The 22351-nt window shown below is 67.1% G+C and carries 21 protein-coding genes; 7 read left to right on the top strand and 14 right to left on the bottom strand.

The window, feature by feature from the left end; translation table 11 throughout:
* Positions 1–46: 46 nt before the first annotated feature.
* Both ppk2 and WDM94_04800 read left to right on the top strand, forming a co-directional pair.
* A complete protein-coding gene (gene ppk2, locus WDM94_04805; protein MEJ0011947.1) occupies positions 47–994 on the top strand; it encodes a polyphosphate kinase 2 in 948 nt (315 codons plus the stop codon).
* Positions 995–1007: 13 nt separating this feature from the next.
* A complete protein-coding gene (locus tag WDM94_04800; protein ID MEJ0011946.1) occupies positions 1008–2240 on the top strand; it encodes a hypothetical protein in 1233 nt (410 codons plus the stop codon).
* A gap of 439 nt (positions 2241–2679) precedes the next feature.
* On the opposite strand, the gene cysN is transcribed toward WDM94_04800, so the two are convergent.
* The 4 genes from cysN to ald all read right to left on the bottom strand — a co-directional run bounded on the left by cysN (position 2680) and on the right by ald (position 7807).
* Positions 2680–4587: a sulfate adenylyltransferase subunit CysN gene (gene cysN, locus WDM94_04795; GenBank protein ID MEJ0011945.1), complete on the bottom strand. Its 1908-nt coding sequence runs from the start codon at positions 4585–4587 to the stop codon at positions 2680–2682.
* Positions 4587–5495, bottom strand: a complete 909-nt coding sequence (gene cysD, locus WDM94_04790) for a sulfate adenylyltransferase subunit CysD (protein MEJ0011944.1) — start codon at positions 5493–5495, stop codon at positions 4587–4589. The genes cysN and cysD overlap by 1 nt, the downstream gene beginning before the upstream one ends.
* Before the next feature lie 300 nt (positions 5496–5795).
* The gene (gene cysQ / locus WDM94_04785) at positions 5796–6605 is read right to left on the bottom strand and encodes a 3'(2'),5'-bisphosphate nucleotidase CysQ (GenBank protein MEJ0011943.1); all 810 of its coding nucleotides are present in this window, start codon (positions 6603–6605) and stop codon (positions 5796–5798) included.
* An 86-nt stretch (positions 6606–6691) separates the two neighbouring features.
* Positions 6692–7807 carry an alanine dehydrogenase gene (gene ald / locus WDM94_04780; protein ID MEJ0011942.1) on the bottom strand — a complete coding sequence of 372 codons (1116 nt, stop codon included), beginning with the start codon at positions 7805–7807 and terminating at the stop codon, positions 6692–6694.
* A 108-nt stretch (positions 7808–7915) separates the two neighbouring features.
* Here ald and WDM94_04775 point away from each other — a divergent pair, with 108 nt between their 5' ends.
* On the top strand, positions 7916–8401 hold the full coding sequence (locus WDM94_04775) for an Lrp/AsnC family transcriptional regulator (GenBank protein MEJ0011941.1): 486 nt from the start codon (positions 7916–7918) through the stop codon (positions 8399–8401).
* Between the two features lie 86 nt (positions 8402–8487).
* A complete protein-coding gene (locus WDM94_04770) occupies positions 8488–9666 on the top strand; it encodes an FAD-binding oxidoreductase (GenBank protein ID MEJ0011940.1) in 1179 nt (392 codons plus the stop codon).
* Positions 9667–9719: 53 nt separating this feature from the next.
* Here WDM94_04770 and WDM94_04765 read toward each other — a convergent pair whose 3' ends face one another.
* From WDM94_04765 to WDM94_04720, 10 genes are all read right to left on the bottom strand, one after another.
* Positions 9720–10691 carry an ABC transporter substrate-binding protein gene (locus WDM94_04765; GenBank protein ID MEJ0011939.1) on the bottom strand — a complete coding sequence of 324 codons (972 nt, stop codon included), beginning with the start codon at positions 10689–10691 and terminating at the stop codon, positions 9720–9722.
* A 10-nt stretch (positions 10692–10701) separates the two neighbouring features.
* Positions 10702–11847 (bottom strand): ABC transporter permease, encoded by a 1146-nt coding sequence (locus WDM94_04760; protein MEJ0011938.1) that lies wholly within the window; start codon positions 11845–11847, stop codon positions 10702–10704.
* Positions 11844–12767, bottom strand: coding sequence for an ABC transporter permease subunit (locus tag WDM94_04755; GenBank protein MEJ0011937.1), 924 nt, complete (start codon positions 12765–12767; stop codon positions 11844–11846). The genes WDM94_04760 and WDM94_04755 overlap by 4 nt, the downstream gene beginning before the upstream one ends.
* Positions 12768–12830: 63 nt before the next feature.
* The gene (locus WDM94_04750) at positions 12831–13652 is read right to left on the bottom strand and encodes an ABC transporter ATP-binding protein (GenBank protein ID MEJ0011936.1); all 822 of its coding nucleotides are present in this window, start codon (positions 13650–13652) and stop codon (positions 12831–12833) included.
* A gap of 1 nt (position 13653) precedes the next feature.
* A complete protein-coding gene (locus WDM94_04745) occupies positions 13654–14064 on the bottom strand; it encodes a hypothetical protein (protein ID MEJ0011935.1) in 411 nt (136 codons plus the stop codon).
* Positions 14064–15512 carry a dihydropyrimidinase gene (gene hydA / locus WDM94_04740; GenBank protein ID MEJ0011934.1) on the bottom strand — a complete coding sequence of 483 codons (1449 nt, stop codon included), beginning with the start codon at positions 15510–15512 and terminating at the stop codon, positions 14064–14066. Before hydA ends, WDM94_04745 begins: the two co-directional genes overlap by 1 nt.
* Positions 15509–16012, bottom strand: a complete 504-nt coding sequence (locus WDM94_04735; GenBank protein MEJ0011933.1) for an endonuclease domain-containing protein — start codon at positions 16010–16012, stop codon at positions 15509–15511. The genes hydA and WDM94_04735 overlap by 4 nt, the downstream gene beginning before the upstream one ends.
* Positions 16009–17259, bottom strand: coding sequence for a Zn-dependent hydrolase (locus tag WDM94_04730; GenBank protein MEJ0011932.1), 1251 nt, complete (start codon positions 17257–17259; stop codon positions 16009–16011). Before WDM94_04730 ends, WDM94_04735 begins: the two co-directional genes overlap by 4 nt.
* 162 nt (positions 17260–17421) lie before the next feature.
* Positions 17422–18918: a CoA-acylating methylmalonate-semialdehyde dehydrogenase gene (locus tag WDM94_04725; GenBank protein MEJ0011931.1), complete on the bottom strand. Its 1497-nt coding sequence runs from the start codon at positions 18916–18918 to the stop codon at positions 17422–17424.
* Between the two features lie 13 nt (positions 18919–18931).
* Positions 18932–20260: an aspartate aminotransferase family protein gene (locus WDM94_04720; GenBank protein MEJ0011930.1), complete on the bottom strand. Its 1329-nt coding sequence runs from the start codon at positions 20258–20260 to the stop codon at positions 18932–18934.
* 187 nt (positions 20261–20447) lie between these two features.
* Between WDM94_04720 and rutR the strand changes: the two genes are divergently transcribed.
* From rutR to WDM94_04705, 3 genes are read left to right on the top strand one after another with little or no spacing between them, the layout of a single operon-like run.
* A complete protein-coding gene (rutR, locus tag WDM94_04715; protein ID MEJ0011929.1) occupies positions 20448–21104 on the top strand; it encodes an HTH-type transcriptional regulator RutR in 657 nt (218 codons plus the stop codon).
* Positions 21101–21691: an NUDIX domain-containing protein gene (locus WDM94_04710; GenBank protein ID MEJ0011928.1), complete on the top strand. Its 591-nt coding sequence runs from the start codon at positions 21101–21103 to the stop codon at positions 21689–21691. The genes rutR and WDM94_04710 overlap by 4 nt, the downstream gene beginning before the upstream one ends.
* Positions 21688–22338 (top strand): alpha/beta fold hydrolase, encoded by a 651-nt coding sequence (locus WDM94_04705; GenBank protein MEJ0011927.1) that lies wholly within the window; start codon positions 21688–21690, stop codon positions 22336–22338. The genes WDM94_04710 and WDM94_04705 overlap by 4 nt, the downstream gene beginning before the upstream one ends.
* Positions 22339–22351 lie beyond the last annotated feature (13 nt).

Here is a 22351-nt window from a genome sequence, read left to right as displayed (position 1 = left end):
GCCAGGATATAGAATCGCCGAAGCTACGGCGGCAATGGGCGGAACCATGGTTAAGCGCGGCAAGGTGAAAAAGAAAAGACACAGCGGAAAAGGCGGCAAGGACGCCCTCGCCATCCCCGCCGTGATCCTGCCCGAGGAAGACGCCCCGACGATCAAGACCAAGGCCGGCTCGTTCGACCTGGAAGACCCGGTGCTGCCGGAATGGGTGGAGCGGCGGGCGCTCCAGTCGGGCGGCTATCCCTACGACGACGAGATGAAGGAGAAGCACTACGCGGCCGAGCTCGAGGTGCTCCAGGTCGAGCTCGCCAAGCTGCAGCTCTCGGTCAACGCCTCCGGCCAGCGGATCATCGCCGTGCTCGAGGGGCGCGATGCCGCCGGCAAGGGCGGCACGATCATGGCAATCCGCGAAAACATGAATCCGCGCCTGGTGCGCGACGTGGCCCTGCCCAAGCCGACCGAGGTCGAGCGCGGCCAGTGGTACTTCCAGCGCTACATCGCCGAGTTTCCGACCAAGGGCGAAATCGTCCTGTTCGATCGTTCCTGGTATAACCGCGCCGGGGTTGAGCCGATCATGGGGTTTTGCACAGATTCCGAGTGCCGGACCTTCTTGAACCAAGCGCCGATGCTCGAAAAGATGCTAGTCGATGACGGCGTGCTGCTGTTCAAGTTTTACCTGAACATCGGTCGCGAGATGCAGCTCAAGCGCTTCCACGACCGGCGGCACAATCCGCTCAAGATCTGGAAGCTGTCGCCGGTCGACTATGCGGCGCTGACGAAGTGGGACGCGTATACGAGGGCGTTGGGGGCGATGATCGAGGCGACACACCGGCCCGAGACTCCATGGACGATCGTCGCGGCGAACGACAAGAAGCGGGCGCACCTCGCGGTGATCCGCGCGATCCTCGGCGCGGTCGATTATCGCGGCAAAGACAAGTCGATCGTCGGTACGCCGGACAAGGCGATCCTCGGCGGCCCCAAGCTTCTCGACGCCTAGCCCCAAGAGCGCGATGACGGATTTCTACGCCCTCCTCAAGCAATCGATCCTCGACCGGGGAATCCGCTCGGCGGGCGATCGCGAGGAGGTCTACGCGCAGGCGCGGCGGGCGGTGATCAAGCAGCTCTGGGACTTCCGGCCGCCGCTTGCCGCCGACGAGATCGACATGCGGGTCGGCGCCTACGACAAGGCGGTGGAGCGCATCGAGGCGGACCTGCGTGTCACCTTCGCCAGTTCCGCGCCGCCGCCCAAACCATCGCGGGCCGTGGTGCCTGCCAAGCCGGCGCGCAAGGTGGCGCTGGAGGCGGTGCGCATGGCGACGTATGCGCCGAGCGCCCGCGGCCAGTCATCGGCGGCGCTCGCCGAATGGGCGCGCGAGCAGCCGGAATATGCCCCGGGCGTCCAGCGCGCCGCGGCCTACCAGCCGCCCCCGCCGATGGAGGAAGCGGCCAACGACGACTACTTCGAGGATGTCGCGTACGAGGAAGAGACGCGGCCCGCACCGGCGCGGCGGCGCGGCGAGGCGGACCGCTGGTCGGAGCCGCGGCGGACCGAGCCGCGGCGCATCACGCCGGCCTTCCCGCCGCTCAACGCCGCCAGCTACCTGTCGTGGCTGGGCACGCCCGAGCAGATCGTGCCGCGCCTGCTCGCCATCGCCATCGGCGCGCTGTTCATCCTGCTCGTCGGCGTCGGCGCCTTCATGCTCGGTGCCCACAGCCGGCAGGGCGTCACCGTCGATATCGGCGTGCGCCGCGAGGTGAGCGACGCCGCGACGGCAGCGCGCATCCCGCAGGACAACGTCAAGGTCGCGCAAAGCTACGCGGTGTTCGACGGGCGCGATCCGACCGTGTTCTCGACGACGCCGGATAATCCCGTGCGCTTCGACAACACCGACAAGTTCGCCCGCGTCTCGTCATCGACCAGCGCCGCCGGCGTCAAGGTGATGATCGGGCCGGGGCTGGCCGCGCGCCTCGCCGGCCACAACGTACGGGTCGTGATCGACGCGCGCTCGTCCACCGACTTCGGCGCCGCCAACATGCGCTTCGCCTACCAGAGCGGGCTCGCCATCAGCCACTGGCAGACGGCCAACCTCGGCGCCGACTACCAGTCGCTCGGCCTGCTGTGGCGCGTGCCGACGATGCGGACGGCCTCCACCGGCGACTTCCTGCTGATCGAGCCGGGCATCCCCGGCGACGGCACCGGCGCGGACATCCAGTCGATCCGGATCGACGTTCTGGCGTCGTAGGGATCGACGGGCGACGTTCCGGGGCTGCGGATAGCGGCGGGCGGGATCGCCGGCCCGATCTGATCGATGAAGGCGGGCCCCACCCACCACCGCTTCGCGGCGGTCCCCCCTCCCCGGAACGGGGAGGGATGGAGTATGCCGAACGGAACTCCGCTTGTCCCTCCCCTTTACGGGGAGGGGGGACCATGCCGAAGGCATGGTGGGTGGGGTACGCCGTATGCACGGAACTCGGCGCTGTCGCTCCCTTGGCGGTCGTGCACGCGGAGGCATACCCCTCCCCAAAACCGCGATGCGGTTTTGGCCCTCCCGCAAGGGGAGGGCTCAACAAGTGGAGTTTGTTGGAGCGTGTCGCTTCCACACGACGAACCCTCCCCTTGCGGGATGGTCCAGACGCCGAAGGCGTTTTGGAAGGGGTTTCCCGCCTCCGCCAGGAGCCTGCCTAGCGTCCGCCCAGATACGTCGCGCCGCCCAACCACGCCACGACGCGATCCGCCAGTTCCTCCGGCTCCGCCGCGGTCGTGTCCAGCCGCAGTTCCGCATTCAGCGGCGGCTCGTAGGGCGAGTCGATGCCGGTGAAGTTGCGGATCTCGCCGGCGCGCGCCTTCTTGTAGAGGCCCTTCGGATCGCGCGCCTCGGCGACCTCGATCGGCGCATCGACGAACACCTCGACAAACTCGCCCGGCTCGAGCAGTTCGCGCGCCATGTCGCGTTCGGAGCGGAAGGGCGAGATGAACGAGACGAGCACGATCAGCCCGGCGTCTACGAACAGCCTCGCGGCCTCGGCGACGCGGCGGATGTTCTCGACGCGATCGGCGTCGGTGAAGCCGAGATCGCGGTTCAAGCCGTGGCGGACGTTGTCGCCGTCAAGCAGATACGTGTGGCGGCCGAGAAGATGGAGCTTCTTCTCGACCAGGTTGGCGACGGTCGACTTGCCGGCGCCCGACAGGCCGGTGAACCACACCACGCACGGCTTCTGGCCGAGCGCGCCGGCGCGGACGTTCTTGTCGACGTCAAGCGCCTGCCAATGGATGTTGGTGGCGCGGCGCAGGCCGAAGCGGATCATGCCCGCCGCTACCGTGGCATTGCTGAAGCGATCGATGAGGATGAACGAGCCGGTGGCGCGGTTGTCGTCGTAGGGGTCGAAGGCGATCGGCTCGGCGAGCGAAAGGTTGCAGAGGCCGATGTCGTTGAGGTTCAGCGTCTTGGCCGCCAGCGGCTTGAAGGTGTCGTCGATGTCGACCTGATGCTTCAGCTCGCTGATCGCGGCGCCGACCGTGCGGCCGCCCGACTTCAACAGATACGAGCGGCCGGGGAGCAGCGCCTCCTCCGACATCCAGATGATGTGCGCGGCGATCTGGTCGGAGACGTCCGGCCGGCCCTGCGGCGGCGACAGGATATCGCCGCGGCTGACGTCGATCTCGCGGTCGAGGGTCAGCGTGATGGCATCGCCGGTGGTGGCGGACGGGCGGTCGCCGTCCATGGTGACGATGCGCGCGACGTTGGCGGTCTGGCCGGTGCGCGAGACGATGACAGCGTCGCCGGCGCGCACCGTGCCGGCGGCGATGGTGCCGGCGTAGCCGCGGAAATCGGCGTCGGGGCGATTGACCCACTGCACCGGCAGCCGGAAGGCGCTGAGGCCGGCGCCGCCTTCGACGTCGACGTTTTCAAGATACGGCAGCAGCGCCGGGCCCTTGTACCAGGGCGTGCGCTCGCTGCGTTCCATGACGTTGTCGCCGTGGCGGGCGGACATCGGGATGGCGGCGACGGAGCGGAAGCCGAGCGGCGCGGCGAAGGCGTTGAAGGCATCGCGGATTTCGGCGAAGCGGGTTTCGCTGAAATCGACGAGGTCGATCTTGTTCACCGCCAGCACGACGTGGCGGATGCCGAGCAGCGAGGCGATGTAGGCGTGGCGGCGGGTCTGCGTCAGGATGCCGGCGCGGGCGTCGACCAGCAGGATGGCGAGGTCGGAATTGGACGCGCCGGTCGCCATGTTGCGCGTGTACTGCACATGGCCCGGCGTATCGGCGACGATGAAGCGGCGGCGGTCCGTGGCGAAGTAGCGGTAGGCGACGTCGATGGTGATGCCCTGCTCGCGCTCGGCCTGCAGGCCATCGACCAGCAGCGCGAAATCGATGTTGGCGCCGTCGGTGCCGTACTTGTCGGAATCGTTCTTCAGCGTCGCGAGCTGGTCCTCGAACAGGCGCTTGGAGTCGTAGAGCAGCCGGCCGATCAGCGTCGACTTACCGTCGTCTACGCTGCCGCACGTGAGGAAGCGCAGCTCGCTCTTGCCCTCGTTGGCGGCGATGAAGGACGCAAAACCGTCGGGTTGCCCGGCGTTGTGGGCCATCAGAAGTAGCCCTCGCGCTTCTTCAGTTCCATCGAGCCGGCCTCGTCGTGGTCGATGAGGCGGCCCTGACGCTCCGAGGTTCGCGCGACAAACATCTCGGCCACGATCTCCGGCAGCGTCGCGGCATCGGACTCGACTGCGGCGGTGAGCGGGTAGCAGCCCAGCGTGCGGAAGCGGACGCGCTTCATCTCCGGCACTTCGCCGGGATTGAGCGGGATGCGATCGTCGTCGACCATGATCAACTGCCCGCCGCGGCGCACGACCGGACGCTCGGCCGCAAAGTAGAGCGGCACGATGTCGATCTTCTCGGCGAGGATGTATTGCCAGATGTCCAACTCGGTCCAGTTCGACAGCGGGAAGACGCGGATCGACTCGCCCGGCTTGACGCGCGTGTTGTAGAGCGACCACAGCTCGGGCCGCTGGTTCTTCGGGTCCCAGCCGTGGCTCGCCGAGCGGAACGAGAAGACGCGCTCCTTGGCGCGGCTCTTCTCCTCGTCGCGCCGCGCGCCGCCGAAGGCCGCGTCGAACTTGCCCTGATCCAACGCCTGCTTCAGCGCCTCGGTCTTCATGATCTGGGTGTAGAGCGACGATCCGTGCGTGAACGGATTGACGCCGCGGGCGACGCCGTCCTGGTTGGTATGGACGCGGAGATCGAGGTGATACTTCTTCGCCGTCTCGTTGCGGAAGCGGATCATCTCGCGGAACTTCCACGTCGTGTCGACGTGCAGCAACGGGAACGGCGGCGGCGCGGGATAGAACGCTTTCAGCGCCAGATGCAGCATGACCGACGAATCCTTGCCGATCGAATAGAGCATCACCGGCCGCTCGAAGGTCGCCACCACCTCGCGCATGATGAAGATGGCTTCCGCCTCGAGGCGGCGAAGGTGGGGCAGCGATTCAGCGGACATCGGGCCTGACTTTGGATTCTGGGCTTTGCCGGGATTTGCGCGGACCCTAGCCACAGGCGGCGCGGCGGCTCAAGCATGATGTGATGCATTTGCGGGCCGGAAGCCGCGGCTTTTGGCGCACGGGAGGCATTTGAGGGAAAGCCATGCCCTTCCTCGTCATTCCCGCGAAAGCCGGAATCCAGCTCATGCCGATGGAGCGCACGGTGACGGGTCGCGCTGGACCCCGGCTTTCGCCGGGTGACGGAGAGTGGAGGTGAAGGCGGAAGGAAGATTGACGAGGCGGCCGGCCCAGGAAGCAGGTCAGCCTTGCAGCGGATCGATCCCGCCAGTCGCGATGAACCACGGATTGCGGAACAGCTCGCCCTCGCGATTGCGGCCGTAGAACAGCGGCGTGCCATCGGTGGTGACGACGCGGCCGCCGGCGGCGCGCAGGATCGCTTCGCCGGCCGCGGTGTCCCACTGCATCGTGGTGCCCATGCGCGGGTAGAGGTCGGCTTTGCCCTCGGCGATAACGCAGAACTTCAGCGACGAGCCGCGGTTGATCAGTTCGCCGACGTCGAAGCGGCGGATGAAAGTGTCGGTCTCGGGCGTGCGATGCGAGCGGCTGGCGACCACGACGATCGGACCATCCGGCGCGGCACGCACGCGCATGGGCCGGCGCTCGCCGGCGACGCCGCCGGAAACTTCCGTGCGCCAGGCGCCGAGACCGACGGCGCCGGCGAACAGTTTTTTCGTCGCCGGGACGTAGATGACGCCGACCTCGGGCTTGCCGTTGCGGATCAAGCCGATGTTGACGGTGAAGTCGTTGCCGCCCTTCACGAACTCGCGCGTGCCGTCGAGCGGGTCGACCAGGAAGAAGGCGTCGCCGATCTCGGGGATGCGGCCTTCCGACACCGCCTCCTCCGCGACCACCGCGATGTCCGGCGCGATGCTCGCGAGGCGTGTCGTGATCTCGCGCTCGGCGGCGCGGTCGGCTTCGGTAACCGGCGAAGCATCGGCCTTGCGTTCGACGGAGAGGCCGCCGTCACGCACGGTGAGAATGATCCCGCCTGCGGCAATGGCGGCGGCGACGAGGGCGTCGATGAGGTCGGCGTCGTTGGGGAGGGTCATGACAAGCGCCCTCATAGCCCATGACGGGCAAAAAGAAAGCCCGCTCGGCCGAGCGGGCTTTCGAGGCGCGCCGCGTTCTGGCGGTCTTATGCCGCCATCAGCTTGGCCGGATCGGCGAATTCGAGGTGGAGCGCGTCGGCGACGGCCTTGTAGGTGATCTTGCCGGCGTGGACGTTGAGGCCGTCGCGGAGGTGCGGATCGGCGGCGATGGCGGCCAGGCCTTTCTCGGCGAGCGCGAGACCGAACGGGAGTGTCGCATTGTTGAGCGCGGCGCTGGAGGTGAGCGGCACGGCGCCCGGCATGTTGGCGACGCAGTAGTGGACGATGCCGTCGACGACGTAGGTCGGCTCGAGGTGGGTGGTGGCGTGCGAGGTTTCGAAGCAGCCGCCCTGGTCGATGGCGATGTCGACCAGCACCGCGCCCGGCTTCATGGTGGCGAGCATGGCGCGGCTGACGAGTTTCGGCGCGGCGGCACCGGGCACCAGCACCGCGCCGATAACGGCGTCGGCGCCGGCGACTTCCTCGGCGATCGCGTCGCGCGTCGAGTAGCGCGTGACGACGCGGCCCTCGAACATGTCGTCGAGGTCGCGGAGCCGCGGCAGCGACTTGTCGAGGATGGTGACGGTTGCGCCGATGCCGGCTGCAACGACGGCGGCATGCATGCCCGAGACGCCGCCGCCGATGATGACGACCTTGCCCGGCGCAACGCCCGGCACGCCGCCGAGCAGAATGCCGCGGCCGCCGGTCGCCTTCTGCAATGCGGTCGCAGCGGCCTGAATGGAAAGACGGCCGGCGACTTCGCTCATCGGCGCCAGCAGAGGCAAGCGCCCGGCGGCGTCGGTCACGGTCTCATAGGCGACGGCGGTGACGCCGGAGGCCATCAGCCCCCGCGCCTGCGCCTCGTCGGCGGCGAGGTGGAGGTAGGTGAAAAGAATCTGGCCGGCGCGGAGTTGCTTCCACTCCCCCGGCTGCGGCTCCTTGACCTTCACGATCATGCCGGCCTTGGCGAAGACTTCCGCCGCGTTGGCGGCGATGGTTGCGCCGGCGGCCTTGTAGGCGGCGTCGCCCGCGCCGATGCCAGCGCCCGCGCCAGTCTCGACCAGCACCTGATGGCCGTGGGCGACGTACTCGCCGACCGCGCCGGGCGTCATGCCCACGCGGAATTCGCTCGGTTTGATTTCCTTCGGAACGCCGACCAGCATGGGGTGCCTCCTCCCTGAGCGCGACTTTCCGAAGGATATCGCGAAATTCGCGGCGTTTCCGTGCATTCCTGTGTTGATATGACGCGGTTTGCGCAGCAATATATGCGGATGGCCCGTGGTAGCAGTGATTTCGTGCAACTGGATGACTTCGACCGCAAGATCGTTGCCGTGCTGGCCAGGCATGGGCGGCTTTCGGCGGTCGATCTCGCGCAGCAGGTCGGCCTGTCGCCCTCGGCGGTGACGCGGCGGCTGCAGGCGCTGGAGGCGTCGGGCACGATCCGCGGCTATCGCGCGATGATCGATCCGGTGGCGGTCGGGCTAGGCATCAACATCTTCGTCGAGATCACGCTGGAGCGGCAGAACGACGATACGCTGCGCGCCTTCGAAAAGGGGCTGGCGAAGTGCCCGAACGTGCTGTCGTGCCACCTGATGTCGGGCTCCAGCGACTACCTGATCCACATCGTGGCGCGCGACCTGCCGGACTTCGAGAGGCTGCACGCCAACGTGCTGGGGCACCTGCCCGGCGTGGCGCGGATCGAGTCGAAATTCGCGCTGCGCGAGGCGATCGACCGGCCGCTGGTGCCGATCGGATAGGACGCATCGCCGCGTTGCCCGGGAGTCGTCAGGGGCTCGCCGCGCCCCTATGCTCCCTGCCCTAGCTCGTCCAACAGGCTTCGCACGTGCCCAGCAGTTCGTATGACGTGATCATTGTCGGCGGGGCCGCGCATGGCGCCTCGCTGGCCTACCACTTGGCCGCCGCCAATTCCGGTGCCCGGGTCCTGCTCATCGAAAAGGACCCGACCTTCCAGCGCGCGGCGACCGCGCTCTCGGCGAGTTCCATCCGGCAGCAGTTTTCGACGGCGGCGAACATCGCGATCTCCCTGTTCGGCATCGAGTTCCTGCGCAACGTCGGCGACCTGCTGGAGGTGGACGGCGACCGGCCGGCGATCAGCCTGCGCGAAGGCGGCTACCTTTTCCTGGCGACGCCCGAGGGTGCCGGCGTGCTGGCTGAGAACCACGCGCTGCAGGTCTCGATGGGCGCCGATATCGTCCATCTCGATCCGGCGGGACTGACGGCGAAGTTTCCGTGGCTGTCGACGGACGGCCTCGCTGCCGGGTGCTGGGGGCGCACCGGCGAAGGATGGTTCGATGGCTACGGTTTGATGCAGGCGCTACGGCGCAAGGCTGTTTCCCTCGGCGTCGAGACGATGGTCGGCGAGGTCGCAGAGGTCATCATCGATGGCCAGCGGGCGACGGGCGTGCGGCTTGCCGATGGCACCGTGATCGCGGCGGGCACGGTGGCGATTGCTGCGGGCACGGGCACGCCGAAACTCGCGGCGCAACTTGGCGTGCGCCTGCCAGTGGAGGCGCGGAAGCGGTTCGTGTTCACCTTCGAGTGCCGCGATGCCCTGCCCGCCTTTCCGCTGCTGATCGATCCGACCGGCGTCTACGCGCGGCCGGAGGGCGACCGCTACATCTGCGGCGCCTCGCCGCCCGAGGAGAACGATCCCGAGGCGCAGGATTTCGACGTCGACCACGCTTTCTTCGAGGAGGCGATCTGGCCGGTGCTGGCGAACCGCGTGCCGGCGTTCGAGCGGATCAGGGTCGGGCGCGCCTGGGCCGGCCACTACGACCTCAACACCTTCGACGCAAACGCCATCGTCGGGCGGCTGCCGCCCTACGACAATGTCGTCATCGCGTCGGGTTTCTCCGGCCACGGCTTGCAGCAATCGCCGGCCGTCGGGCGCGGGCTGGCCGAGCTGATCCTGCACGGGCGCTGGCTGACGCTGGACCTGTCGCCGCTGGGCTACGAGCGGGTGGCCGCGGGGCGGCCGATCGTCGAACGGAACGTCGTCTGAGACGAAAACGGGCGCCGCGAGGGCGCCCGTTCCGTAGCGAATAGTGCGTCGGCTTACTTCAGGCCGGCGGCAGTCGTGATGTCGTGCGTGAAGGCGCCCGTGGCGGGAGCCTTGATGATGCCCTGCGCGAGCGCGGCATCGGCCGTGCGCTGGTAGGCCGCCTCGTCAAGAACGCCGCTGCCGACGAGCTTGGCGATTTCGCCGACCATGTACTTCTGGTGGTCGAGATCCTGGCCACCGGCATCGACGACGAGCTGCGCCGCCTCGTCCGGGTTGGCGGCGGCGTACTGGAAGCCCTTCATCGAAGCGCGCACGAAACGGGCGAGCTTGTCCTTGAACGCCGGGTCGGCAAGCTTGTCCTCGGTGGTGTAGAGGCCGTCCTCGAGCAGGCCGTTGCCCATCTGCGAGTAGTTGAAGATCACCAGCTTGTCCGCCGTGTAGCCGGCCTGGATCGCCTGATGGAACTCGTTGTAGGTCATCGAGGCAATGCAATCGGCCTGATGCTGCTTCAGCGGCTCGACGTCGTAGCCCATCTTCAGGATGGTGACGCCGTCCGGGCCGCCGTCGGTCTTGATGCCGAGCTTGTTCATCCACGCGAAGAACGGGATCTCGTTGCCGAAGAACCAGACGCCGATAGTCTTGCCCTTGAAGTCGGCTTCCGTCTTCACGGGGCCGTCCTTCGGGCAGATCATCAGCAGGCCGCCGCCGGCGAACGGCTGGGCGATGTTGACCAGCTTGGTGCCGGCCTCGCGCGCCGCAAGCGCGTCACCCATCCAGTCGATGATGACGTCGGCGCCGCCGCCGGCGATCACCTGGGACGGGTTGCTGTCCGGACCGCCGGGCAGCAGCGTCACGTCGAGATTCTCGTCCTTGTAGAAACCCTTGGCCTTGGCGACGATGTAACCATCGAACTGGGCCTGGACCACCCACTTGAGCTGTAGCGACAGGGCGTCCGCGGCAAAGGCCTGCGGCACGGCAAAAGTCGCCGCCGCCAGGGCCAGTGCACCAAGCAATGCTTTTCTCATGTTGTTCCCCTTAGTTTACGATTTGACGAAACGATGGATGCCAGAAGGTCGCCGCACGTTCCACGATAGCGACGATGCCATAAAATGCGGAGCCGGCTAAGGCCGCCACCGCAATTTCCGCCCAAACCGCGTCGAGGTGCATCCGCCCGACTTCGATGGAGATGCGGAAACCCATGCCGACGATCGGCGTGCCGAAGAATTCGGCGACAATGGCACCGATGAGGGCGAGAGTCGTGTTGATCTTGAGTGCGGTGAAGATAAAGGGCAGCGCTGCCGGCAGGCGCAGCTTGAACATCGACTGCCAGTAGCCGGCTGCATAGGTGCGCATCAGGTCGCGCTCCATGGCGTCGGAGGCCGAAAGGCCGGCGAGCGTGCTGACCAGCATGGGGAAGAACGTCATCACCGTGACCACCGCCGCCTTCGACGTCCAGTCGAAGCCGAACCACATGACCATGATCGGCGCGACGCCGATGATCGGCAGCGCCGACACCAGGTTGGCGACCGGCAGCATGCCACGGCGCAGGAACGGCACGCGATCGGCGGCGATGGCGGCGAGGAAGCCGAGGATGGAGCCGAAGGCGTAGCCGGCGAGCACCGCCTTCAGGAACGTCTGGCGGAAATCGGCGAAGAGCACCGGGTAGCTCGCGACGATCTTGGACCAGATGACGCTCGGCGCTGGCAGCAGGATGAGCGGCACGGCGAAGCCGACGACCAGCGTCTGCCACCAGAGCAGCACCCAGGCGCCGAACAGCGCCACCACGACGATATCGCGCAGCCGCTGCAGCGCCGGCGACAGGAGCGGCAACGCGGACAGCCGCGAGACAGCGAGGATGGCAACCAGCCAGCAACCGACGAGCGCCAGCCACGTCGACGGCGAGACATGGCCCGCCTCCGACGCGACGCGGGCAACGAGCAGGGGGACGGCGATTTGCGACGCGACGATGCCGGCCCAGAGCGCCCTGCGGTCGGCTCGCCACGCAGTCGCCAGCACGAGCGCGCCGCCGACCAGGCAGAGCGCGACGACAACAAGCGCCGCCCCGGCGGCAGCGGTGGCGAGCGCCACGCCGCCGACGAGGAGAAAGGCGCCGGCAATGAAGGGACCGTCGGCACGCGCGCCGGCAACGCGATCGCCGGCGAAGATCGCGGCGGCGCTCATCCCGGCCTCGCGCCCATGCGGCCGACGACCACGCGCTCGACAACGCCGACGATGGCGACCAGAAGCGCCGCCATGACGGAACCGACGACCAGCGCCGACCACAACTGGATCGACTGGCTGTAGTAGGTGCCGAGCAGCAACTGGGCGCCGAGGCCGGCGACCGCGCCGGTCGGCAGCTCGGCGACGATGGCGCCGACCACGCTCGCCGCGATCGCCACCTTCATGGCGGCGAACAGGAACGGGATCGACGCCGGGACGCGCAGCTTCCACAGCGTCTGCTGCAGGCTGGCATTGTAGGTGCGCATCAGGTCGAGATGGATCGACGACGGCGAACGCAGGCCCTTCACCATGCCGACGGTGACCGGGAAGAAGGACAGGTACGTCGAGATCATCGCCTTAGGGATCAGCCCTTTGACGCCGATCGCGGCGAGAACGACGATGACCATCGGCGCCAGCGCGAGCACCGGCACGGTCTGGGAGGAGATGATCCAGGGCATCAGGCCCTTTTCCAGGCTGCGAACGTTCACGATACCGATTGCAAGAACAATGCCGAGAACGGTGCCCGCGCCGAAGCCGACGAGGGCGGAACTCAGCGTCACCCAGCCGTGGAACAGGAGGCTCGCCGACGTCGTGGGATTGGCGAGAAACACCGACTGGAACGTCTGGATCAGCACCTGATGCGGTGCCGGCACCGACGGCTTCGCCTGCATGAGGGCTGCGACTGCAAGCTCGCCGAGGGAATGGCTGACGCCGTTGAGGTGGTCCATGTTCGCCTGGACCCAGCCGTTCTTCCAGATCGCCGCCGCGTACCAGAGGATGAGGACGGCGAGGACGATGACGAAGATCGCGAAGGCGCGACTGGCCAGCAGGCGGGAGATGGCGCTCGGCTCCGCCGGCGCGGCGATCGCTGCGGCGGTCATGGCGTACTCCGCTTCCCCTCTCCCTCAGGGAGAGGTGACCAACTGGCAACGCGCGTGGCTGTCTCAATCCTCATAGCTGTGCCCCGCCCTGAGGCCCGCCCGCACGCGATGCGCGATCTTCAGGAACTCGGGCGTCTCGCGGATGTCGAGCGTGCGCTGGCGCGGCAGGTCGGAGTCGATGATGTCGTAGACCTTTCCCGGGCGCGGCGTCATCACCACGATCTTGGTCGACAGGAAGACGGCCTCGGGGATCGAGTGCGTGACGAAGACGACGGTCTTGTCGGTCTTCGCCCAGAGCTGCAGCAGTTGTTCGTTGAGGTGATCGCGGACGATTTCATCCAGCGCGCCGAAGGGTTCGTCCATCAAGAGAAGGTCGGGCTCGACGGCGAGAGCGCGCGCGATCGAGACGCGCTGCTGCATGCCGCCGGACAACTGCCACGGATATTTCCGCTCGAAGCCCTCGAGGTTGACCATCGCCAGATTGGCGGCGACGCGGCGCTCGCGCTCGGCCCTGTCGAGGCCCATGATTTCCAGCGGCAGCGCGACGTTCCTGGCGATCGTGCGCCACGGATACAGGGCGGCGGCCTGGAAAACGTAGCCGTAGGCGCGGGCCTCGCGCGCCTGTTCCGGCGTCACGCCGTTGACGCGGATCGCGCCGCCGGTCGGCTTCTCGAGGTCCGCGATGACGCGGAGCAGTGTGGTCTTGCCGCAGCCGGACGGGCCGATGAGCGAAACGAACTCGCCGCGACCGATGTTCAGGTTGATGTCGGAGAGAGCGACGACCGGGCCGTCGTTGGTGGTGAAGGTGAGGTCGAGCTTGTCGATGGCGATGACGGCGTTTGCCGTCGTTGAAGCACGTGACGTGGGGTTGGCGCTGGCGTCCACGCTACTCCCCGAACAATTTGTCGGCGGCGGCGTCAGTCTGACCGTCGCAGGCGTGAACGTCCCAGGGATTGTTGTTGCTGTCGGCTATGCGCAACGCGCCGTCGTCTTCGCCGGCGAGTATGGCAAACGTCGCGGGCCATGTATCGCCCTCGCCCGAGCAGATGGCATTAACGAACAACGATCCGTCGCGGCCGGGCAGCGTCTGCACGAACTCGCAAACCGATTCGTGCTGATGCAGAGACTTGCGCGTGACGACCGTCCAATCGTCCGTCGCCGGGTATTCGCCCGCGGCAACTGCGGCGCAGCCCTCGTCGGTGCCGTAGACGCTGCCCGGCTGCAGCGCCTCGGCTGCGACTGCCACATCCGCGCCGGCGACGGCGAGCAGCGCGAGAAGTGTGAGGCGGCGCAACATCACACGCCTGCCGGAATGCCGGCGCGCTCGACCTTGCGCGGCGCCGTAATTTCCTTCCACGTCGACAGCGCGCGGTTGACCGGGTTCTTCGCCTCGCGCGCCACGAACTGGCCGTGGCCCTGGTGGGCGTCGACCTTGTCCTCGGCGATGGCGACCTCGCCGCGCGTCAGCACGTAGCGCGGCAGGCCCTTCACCTTGAAGCCTTCGAAGACGTTGTAATCGATGATCGACTGCTGCTTGCCGGCGGAGATCGTCTTCTCGCGGTTCGGATCCCAGACGATAAGATCGGCGTCGGCGCCTTCCAGGATCGCACCCTTCTTCGGATATAGATTCAGAATCTTGGCGATGTTGGTCGAGGTGACCGCGACGAATTCGTTGGGCGTCAGGCGGCCGGTGCCGACGCCGTAGGTCCAGAGCAGCGGCAGGCGATCCTCGAGGCCGCCCGTGCCGTTCGGGATCTTGGCGAAGTTGCCGAGGCCGGCACGCTTCTGCTTGGTGGTGAAGGCGCAGTGGTCGGTCGCCACGACCTGCAGCGAGCCGGCCTGCAACCCGGCCCACAGCGAATCCTGGTGCTGCTTGCTGCGGAAGGGCGGGCTCATCACGCGGCGCGCGGCGTAATCCCAGTCCTTGTTCATGTATTCGGATTCATCCAGCAGCAGATGCTGGATCAGCGGCTCGCCATAGACGCGCATGCCCTTCTGGCGGGCGCGGCGGATGGCTTCGTGCGCCTGCTCGCACGAGGTGTGCACGACGTAGAGCGGGACGCCGGCCATGTCGGCGATCATGATGGCGCGGTTGGTCGCCTCGCCCTCGACCTCGGCGGGGCGCGAATAGGCGTGCGCCTCGGGGCCGTTGTTGCCGGCGGCGAGCAGCTTGTCCGTCATCGCGGCGACGACGTCGCCGTTCTCCGCGTGGACCAGCGGCAGGGCGCCCAACTCGGCGCAGCGCTGGAACGAGGCGAACATCTCGTCGTCGTTGACCATCAGCGAGCCCTTGTAGGCCATGAAATGCTTGAACGACGTGATGCCGCGATCGACGACCGTCGCCATCTCCTCCCACACCTGCTTGTCCCACCAGGTGATCGCCATGTGGAACGAGTAGTCGCACGACGCCTTGGAGGTCTTGTTGCTCCACATCTTGAGCGCATCGAGCAGCGACTGGTTCGGCGACGGCAGGCAGAAATCGACGACCATGGTCGTGCCGCCGGACAGCGCCGCGCGCGTGCCGGATTCGAAATCGTCGGTCGAGTACGTGCCCATGAAGGGCATCTCGAGATGGGTGTGCGGATCGATGCCGCCCGGCATGACGTAGCAACCGGTGGCGTCGAGCGTCTTGTCGCCCTTCAGGTTCTTGCCGATCTGCTTGATGACGCCGCCGTCGATCAGGATGTCGGCGGGGTAGGTCAGGTCGGCAGTGACGATGGTGCCGTTCTTGATGACGGTGGTCATGCTGTGATGCTCCCAGTCGCGTCCCCTCTCCCCGCAGGGGAGAGGGTGGCTGGCGAGAATCGCCAGCCGGGTGAGGGGCTTTGGCCCGCGATAACCGCGCGCAGCAGACCATCAACCCCCGTCAGATCGGCGAGGACTTCGTCATTCCAGAAACGAAGAACGGAATATCCCTCGGCATTGATAAAAGCCGTTCGGGCGTTGTCATTCGTCGAATGCGCGTGCTGACTTCCGTCGATCTCGACGACGAGCATCTGATCGCGGCACGCAAAATCGGCGATGAACGGGCCAATCGGATATTGCCGCACGAACTTCAGCCCCTCGAAGTTCCGGTTTCGCACCAGGTTCCAGAAGCGCCGCTCGGCATCGGTCATCGCTTCGCGCAATTGGCGCGCCCGCGGGATGGCATTGGGTGGGCCGACTGCCCTCACCCGGCGCTTCGCGCCACCCTCTCCCCCGCGGGGAGAGGGGACGCCGCGCTCGAGGTCGGCGGTTCCGCTCACGGCACGATCTCCGCGGTTTCCACCACGGCATGGAACAAGACATCGGCGCCTGCCGCCGCCCATTCCTTCGAGATGTTTTCCGCCTCGTTGTGGCTGAGGCCATCGACGCAGGGGCACATGATCATCGTCGAGGGGGCGACGCGGTTGGTCCAGCAGGCGTCGTGGCCGGCGCCCGAGATGATGTTCATGTGGCTGTAGCCGAGCTTCTCGGCCGCCGAACGGACGCGCGATACCAGCGTCGGGTCGAAGGTCACCGGATCGAAATGGCCGACCGGCTCGACGGCGCATTTGACGCCGAGCGCCGCGCAGATCTTCGGCGCCTCGGCCTCGATTTTCGCGCGCATGCGGTCGAGCTTGGCCTGCTCGGGCGAGCGGATGTCGACGGTGAAGACGACCGTGCCCGGCAGGACGTTGCGCGAATTGGGCGAGAAGCGCATCTGGCCGACGCCGCCGACGGCGCCCGGCTGCTCGCTCATCGCGACGCCCTGAACCATCTCGAGGATGCGCGCCATGGCGAGGCCGGCGTTGACGCGCATGGCCATCGGCGTCGAGCCGGTGTGGGCTTCCTTGCCGGTCAGCGTGAACTCCAGCCACCACAGGCCCTGCCCGTGGGTGACGACGCCGATCTGCTTCTTCTCGGCTTCGAGGATCGGGCCCTGCTCGATGTGATATTCGAAGTAGGCGTGCATCTTGCGCGCGCCGACCTTCTCGTCACCGACCCAGCCGATGCGCTTCAGCTCGTCGCCGAAAGTCTTTCCCTCGGGGTCCTTGCGGCCGTAGGCGTAGTCGAGCGTATGGATGCCGGCGAAGACTCCCGACGCCAGCATCGCAGGCGCGAAGCGGGCGCCCTCCTCGTTGGTCCAGTTGACGACGACGATCGGGCGCCGCGTCCTGATGCCGAGGTCGTTGAGCGTGCGGATCAGTTCGAGCCCCGACAGCACGCCGAGTACGCCGTCGTAGCGGCCGCCGGTTGGCTGGGTGTCGAGATGGCTGCCGACATAGACCGGATCGAGGTTCGGCTCGGTGCCCTCGCGGCGGGCGAACATGGTGCCCATCTGGTCGAGGCCCATCTTGAGCCCCGCGTCCTCGCACCACTTCTTGAACAGCGACCGCCCCTTGGCGTCGTCGTCGGTGAGCGTCTGGCGATTGGAGCCGCCGGCGATCCCCGGACCGATCTCGGCCAGCGCGTGGATCGAGTCCCACAGACGGTCGGGATTGATGCGCAGGTTTTCGCCGGGAGCGGCCATATCAGCCTCGCTCCCCCGCCATCGCACCAATTGTCGTCCCCGCGCAGGCGGGGACCCAGTACGCGCCGCCGGTGCGATGGCCGCCCTGCCGGCGACTACTGGATTCCCGCCTTCGCGGGAATGACAACAAGAGGGACGCGGACCGCACTCGTAGTGAACTCCTCAATTCATCGTCGGGAACGTGAACACCGCGCCCGATTTGATGCCTTCCGGCCAGCGCGAGGTGACCGTTTTCAGGCGCGTATAGAAGTGGACGCCTTCCGGCCCGTAGATGGCGTGGTCGCCGAACGAACTCCGCTTCCAGCCGCCGAAGGAATGGTAGGCGACCGGCACCGGGATCGGGACGTTGATGCCGACCATGCCGACTTCGATCTTGTCGGCAAACGAGCGGGCGGCGTCGCCGTCGCGGGTGAAGATCGCGGTGCCGTTGCCGTATTCGTGGGCATTGATCAGCTTCACTGCCTGCTCGTAGCTCGTGGCGCGGAGCACGGAGAGGACGGGGCCGAAGATTTCTTCCTTATAGATGCGCATTTCGGGAGTCACGCGATCAAAAAGCGTGCCACCGACGAAGTAGCCGTTCTCGTAGCCCTGCAGCTTGAAGCCGCGGCCGTCGACGACCAGCTCGGCGCCTTCCTTCACGCCGGTGTCGATGTAGCCGAGCACCTTCGCCATGTGCTCCTTCGTAACCAGCGGGCCCATCTCCGCTTCCTTGTCGGTAGCCGGGCCAACCTTGAGAGCACGCACACGCGGAGCGAGCGTCTCGATCAGCTTGTTGGCGGTTTCCTCCCCGACCGGGACCGCAACCGAGATCGCCATGCAGCGCTCGCCGGCCGAGCCGTAGCCGGCGCCCATCAGCGCGTCGGCGGCCTTGTCGATGTCGGCGTCGGGCATGACGACCATGTGGTTCTTGGCGCCGCCCAGAGCCTGGACGCGCTTACCGTGGGCCGTGCCCGTCCGGTACACGTACTCGGCGATCGGCGTCGAGCCGACGAAGCTGACGGCCTTGATGTCGGGATGGGTCAGGATCGCGTCGACGACTTCCTTGTCGCCATGCACGATGTTGAGGACGCCGTCCGGGAAGCCGGCCTGCTTGAACAGGTCGAACACCACCATCGAGGCGCCGGGATCGCGCTCCGACGGCTTCAGGATGAAGGTGTTACCGCAGGCGATCGCGACCGGATACATCCACATCGGGACCATCGCCGGGAAGTTGAACGGCGTGATGCCGGCGCAGACGCCGAGCGGCTGGCGGTCGGAATGCGTGTCGATCGCAGGGCCGACGTGGCGGGAGAATTCGCCCTTCAGCAGATGCGGGATGCCGCAGCAGAAATCGACGACCTCGATGCCGCGCTGGACCTCGCCGACGGCGTCGGCGTGGGTCTTGCCGTGCTCGGCGGAGATCGCCTCGGCGATCTTGTCGGTGTTCGCGTCGAGCAGTTGCTTGAAGCGGAACATGAACTTGGCGCGCCGCATCGGTGGCATGTCCGCCCACGCGGGCAGCGCCAGCTTTGCCGCCGCGACGGCGGCATCGAGCTCGGCGGCGGTCGACAGTTTCAGGATCGCCGACTGCTCGCCGGTGGCGGGATTATAGACTGGCTGGCTGCGCTGGGAGGACGAATGCGACAGCGTGCCGCCGATGGCGTTGGCAATCGTTAGCAAAACAATACTCCGGTTAGGCGAGCGACTTGAGGATGCCGCGCAGCGTGTCGAAGATCACGTCGATCTCGGACTTCTGGATGATGAGTGGCGGCGACAGCGCGATGATGTCGCCGGTGGTGCGGATCAGCACGCCCTTCTCGAACGCCTGCAAGTACGTCGAGAACGCGCGCTGCGTCGGCTTGCCGGCTACCGGATCGAGCTCGATCGCGCCGATCAGGCCGAGGTTGCGGATGTCGATGACGTGCGGCAGGCCCTTCAGCGAATGCAGCGCCTCTTCCCAGTACGGCGCGAGTTCGGCGCCACGGGTGAGCAGCCCTTCCTCCTCGTAGGTGTCGAGGGTGCCGAGCGCTGCGGCGGAGGCCACCGCATTACCGGAATAGGTGTAGCCGTGGAACAGCTCGATCGTGTTGTCGGGCGCATCCATCAGCGCGTCGTAGATTTTCTTCTGCACGAACACGGCGCCCATCGGGACGACGCCGTTGGTGAGGCCCTTGGCGGTGACCACCATGTCGGGGACGACGCCGAAGTAGTCGACGGCGAACGGCGTGCCGAGGCGACCGAAGCCGGTGATGACCTCGTCGAAAATCAGCAGGATGCCGTGCTTGTCGCAGATGGCGCGCAGCTTCTCGAGGTAGCCCTTGGGCGGCACCAGTACGCCGGCGGAACCGGCGACCGGCTCGACGATGACGGCCGCGACGGTCGAGGCATCGTTGACGATGAGCGTGCGCTCGAGATCGTCGGCAAACTCGATGCCGTGCACCGGCTGGCCCTTGGTGAAGGCGTTGCGCGCCGGATCGTGCGTGTGGCGAATGTGCGCGACGCCCGGCAGGAGCTGGCCGAACTGCTTGCGGTTGGTGCCGATGCCGCCGACCGACATGCCGCCGAAGTTGACGCCGTGGTAGCCGCGCTCGCGGCCGATGAAGCGATTGCGCGTCCCCTGCCCGATGGCGCGCTGGTAGGCGAGCGCGATCTTCAGCGCCGTCTCGACCGACTCGGAACCGGAGTTGGTGAAGAAGACGTGGTCGATGCCGTCCGGCATGTAGGTGACGAGGCGCGATGCGAGCTCGAAGATTTTCGGGTGCGCCATCTGGAAGGCGGGCGCGTAGTCGAGCTCCTTCACCTGCCTGGCGATCGCCTCGACGATCTTCGGCCGGGCGTGGCCGGCGTTGCAGCACCAGAGGCCGGCGGTGCCATCGAGCACCTTTCGCCCATCCGCCGTGCGATAGTACATGCCGTCGGCCGCGACCATGATGCGCGGCGCGCTCTTGAACTGCCGGTTCGCCGTGAACGGCATCCAATAGGCTTCGAGATTGTTCGTCTTTACGCGCGGCTGCTCGTTCATCGCCTGCCTCCACTGCGCCGCATCATCCGGGAGCTAACACCCCACGCGCCCGATTGCAGGGGGAAGCCTTTTCCTCTAGGAGAAACAGCGAGATTTCCTGACCATTTGGTCAAGAGAACGTTAGACAGTTTCCATATTGGCCTCAAGGGGCTTCGCCCTCGATTGGCAGCGTAGCGGAGGCGCCGACGTGACGCAGGCAGGCCACGCGGAAGGCGCCCGCGCCGCCAAGACGCGCAAGCGCACGCGTATCCAGGCGGCCAACGAGGAACGCATCCTCGATGCGGCCCTCGACGTGTTTTCCACACACGGATTCCGCGGCGCGACGGTCGATCAGGTCGCCGAGCGGGCCGGCATGACCAAGCCGAACCTGCTCTATTACTTCCGCCGCAAGCGCGACATCTACCTCGCCGTCCTCAACCGGACGCACGAGATGTGGCTGCAGCCGCTCGAGGAACTGGTCGCGGACGGCGATCCGGCGACCGAGATTTCCGACTACATCGACCGCAAGCTGGAGATGGCGCGCGACAACCCGAAGGCGTCGCGGCTGTTCGCCATGGAGATCATCCAGGGCGCGCCGGTGCTGGGCGACGTGCTCGCCGGGCGGCTGAAGACGCTGGTCGACGACAAGGCCGCGATCATCCGCCGCTGGGTGGCCGAGGGGAAGCTCGCGCCGGTCGATCCGTATCACCTGATCTTCATGGTATGGGCGACGACGCAGCACTACGCCGATTTCGAGGTGCAGATTCGCTCGATCCTCGGCGCGCGTGCCGAGCGGCCGGCGCATTTCGCGCTCGCCAAGGCGACGCTGGAGCAGGTGTTCCTCAAGGGCGTCGGCAATAAATGAGCGGCGAGCGTGTGCGCATCCTCTCGTCCGAGGTGCTCGCCGACGACTGGGCGAAGCTGACCAAATACACGATCGAATTCACGCGCCGCGACGGCGGGCGCGAGACGCAGATCCGGCAGGTCTACGACCGCGGCGACGGCGCCGGCATCCTGCCGATCGACCCCGCGCGCGGGACGGTGCTGCTGGTCCGCCAGTTCCGCATGCCCGTCTGGATGAACAAGCCGCCGCACGACGGCGGCATGCTGATCGAGGTGTGCGCCGGGCTGCTCGACAGGAACGATCCGGAAACCGCGATCCGCAAGGAGGCCGAGGAGGAACTGGGCTTCCGCCTCAAGTCGGTGCGGCGCGTCTACGATGCGTTCATGTCGCCGGGCAGTGTCAGCGAGCGGCTGTCGCTGTTCGTCGCGGAATATTCGCCGGCCGACCGGATTTCTGCGGGCGGCGGCGAGCGGAGCGAAGGCGAGGACATCGAGGTGCTGGAGCTGCCGCTCGGCGAGGCGCTGGCGATGGTGGCACAAGGCGTCATCATCGACGCCAAGACGATCATGCTGCTGCAATATGCGGCCTTGGAGAAACTCGCCGGATGAACACCGCCACCGATCCGCACCGCGGCCAGCCGGTGCTCACCGCCGGCGCGCCGATCGCCGAGGCCAAGGGCGCGGTGATCATGCTGCACGGGCGCGGCGCCGATGCGGCCGATATCATCGGCCTGTCGCGTGTCATCGACCGGCCGGACCTCGCGTATCTCGCGCCGGACGCCGCCGGCCACGCGTGGTATCCGCGGCCGTTCATGACGCCGGTCGCCGGCAACGAACCGTGGCTGTCGTCGGCCAAGGGCGTCGTCGCGCATCTCGTTGCCGAGGTCGGGCTCGCCGGCATTCCGCTGGAGCGCACGGCGCTCGTCGGCTTCTCGCAGGGCGCGTGCCTGGCGCTTGAATTCGCGGCGCGCAATCCGCGCCGCTACGGCGCGGTAATCGCGCTGTCGGGTGGGCTGATCGGCGAGGCGATTCCCGTTTCGGCCTATGCCGGTTCGCTTGCCGGGACGCCGGTGTTCGTCGGATGCAGCGACACCGATCCGTTTATCCCGCTGGCGCGGGTGCAGGAGTCGGCTGCGGTCATGGCGCATCTCGGCGGGGAGGTTACGGAACGCATCTATCCGCACGCGGCGCACACGATCGTGCCGGATGAAGTCGAGAGCGTGCGGCGGATACTCGACGGGATGGTCGTGGGATAGGCGTGCCCCACCC

Source organism: Bauldia sp., from assembly GCA_037200845.1.
In the GTDB taxonomy this organism is placed as follows: Bacteria; Pseudomonadota; Alphaproteobacteria; order Rhizobiales; family Kaistiaceae; genus DASZQY01.
Note: the sequence above shows the minus strand (reverse complement) of the source record. Positions and strands in the feature narration are given on the sequence as shown.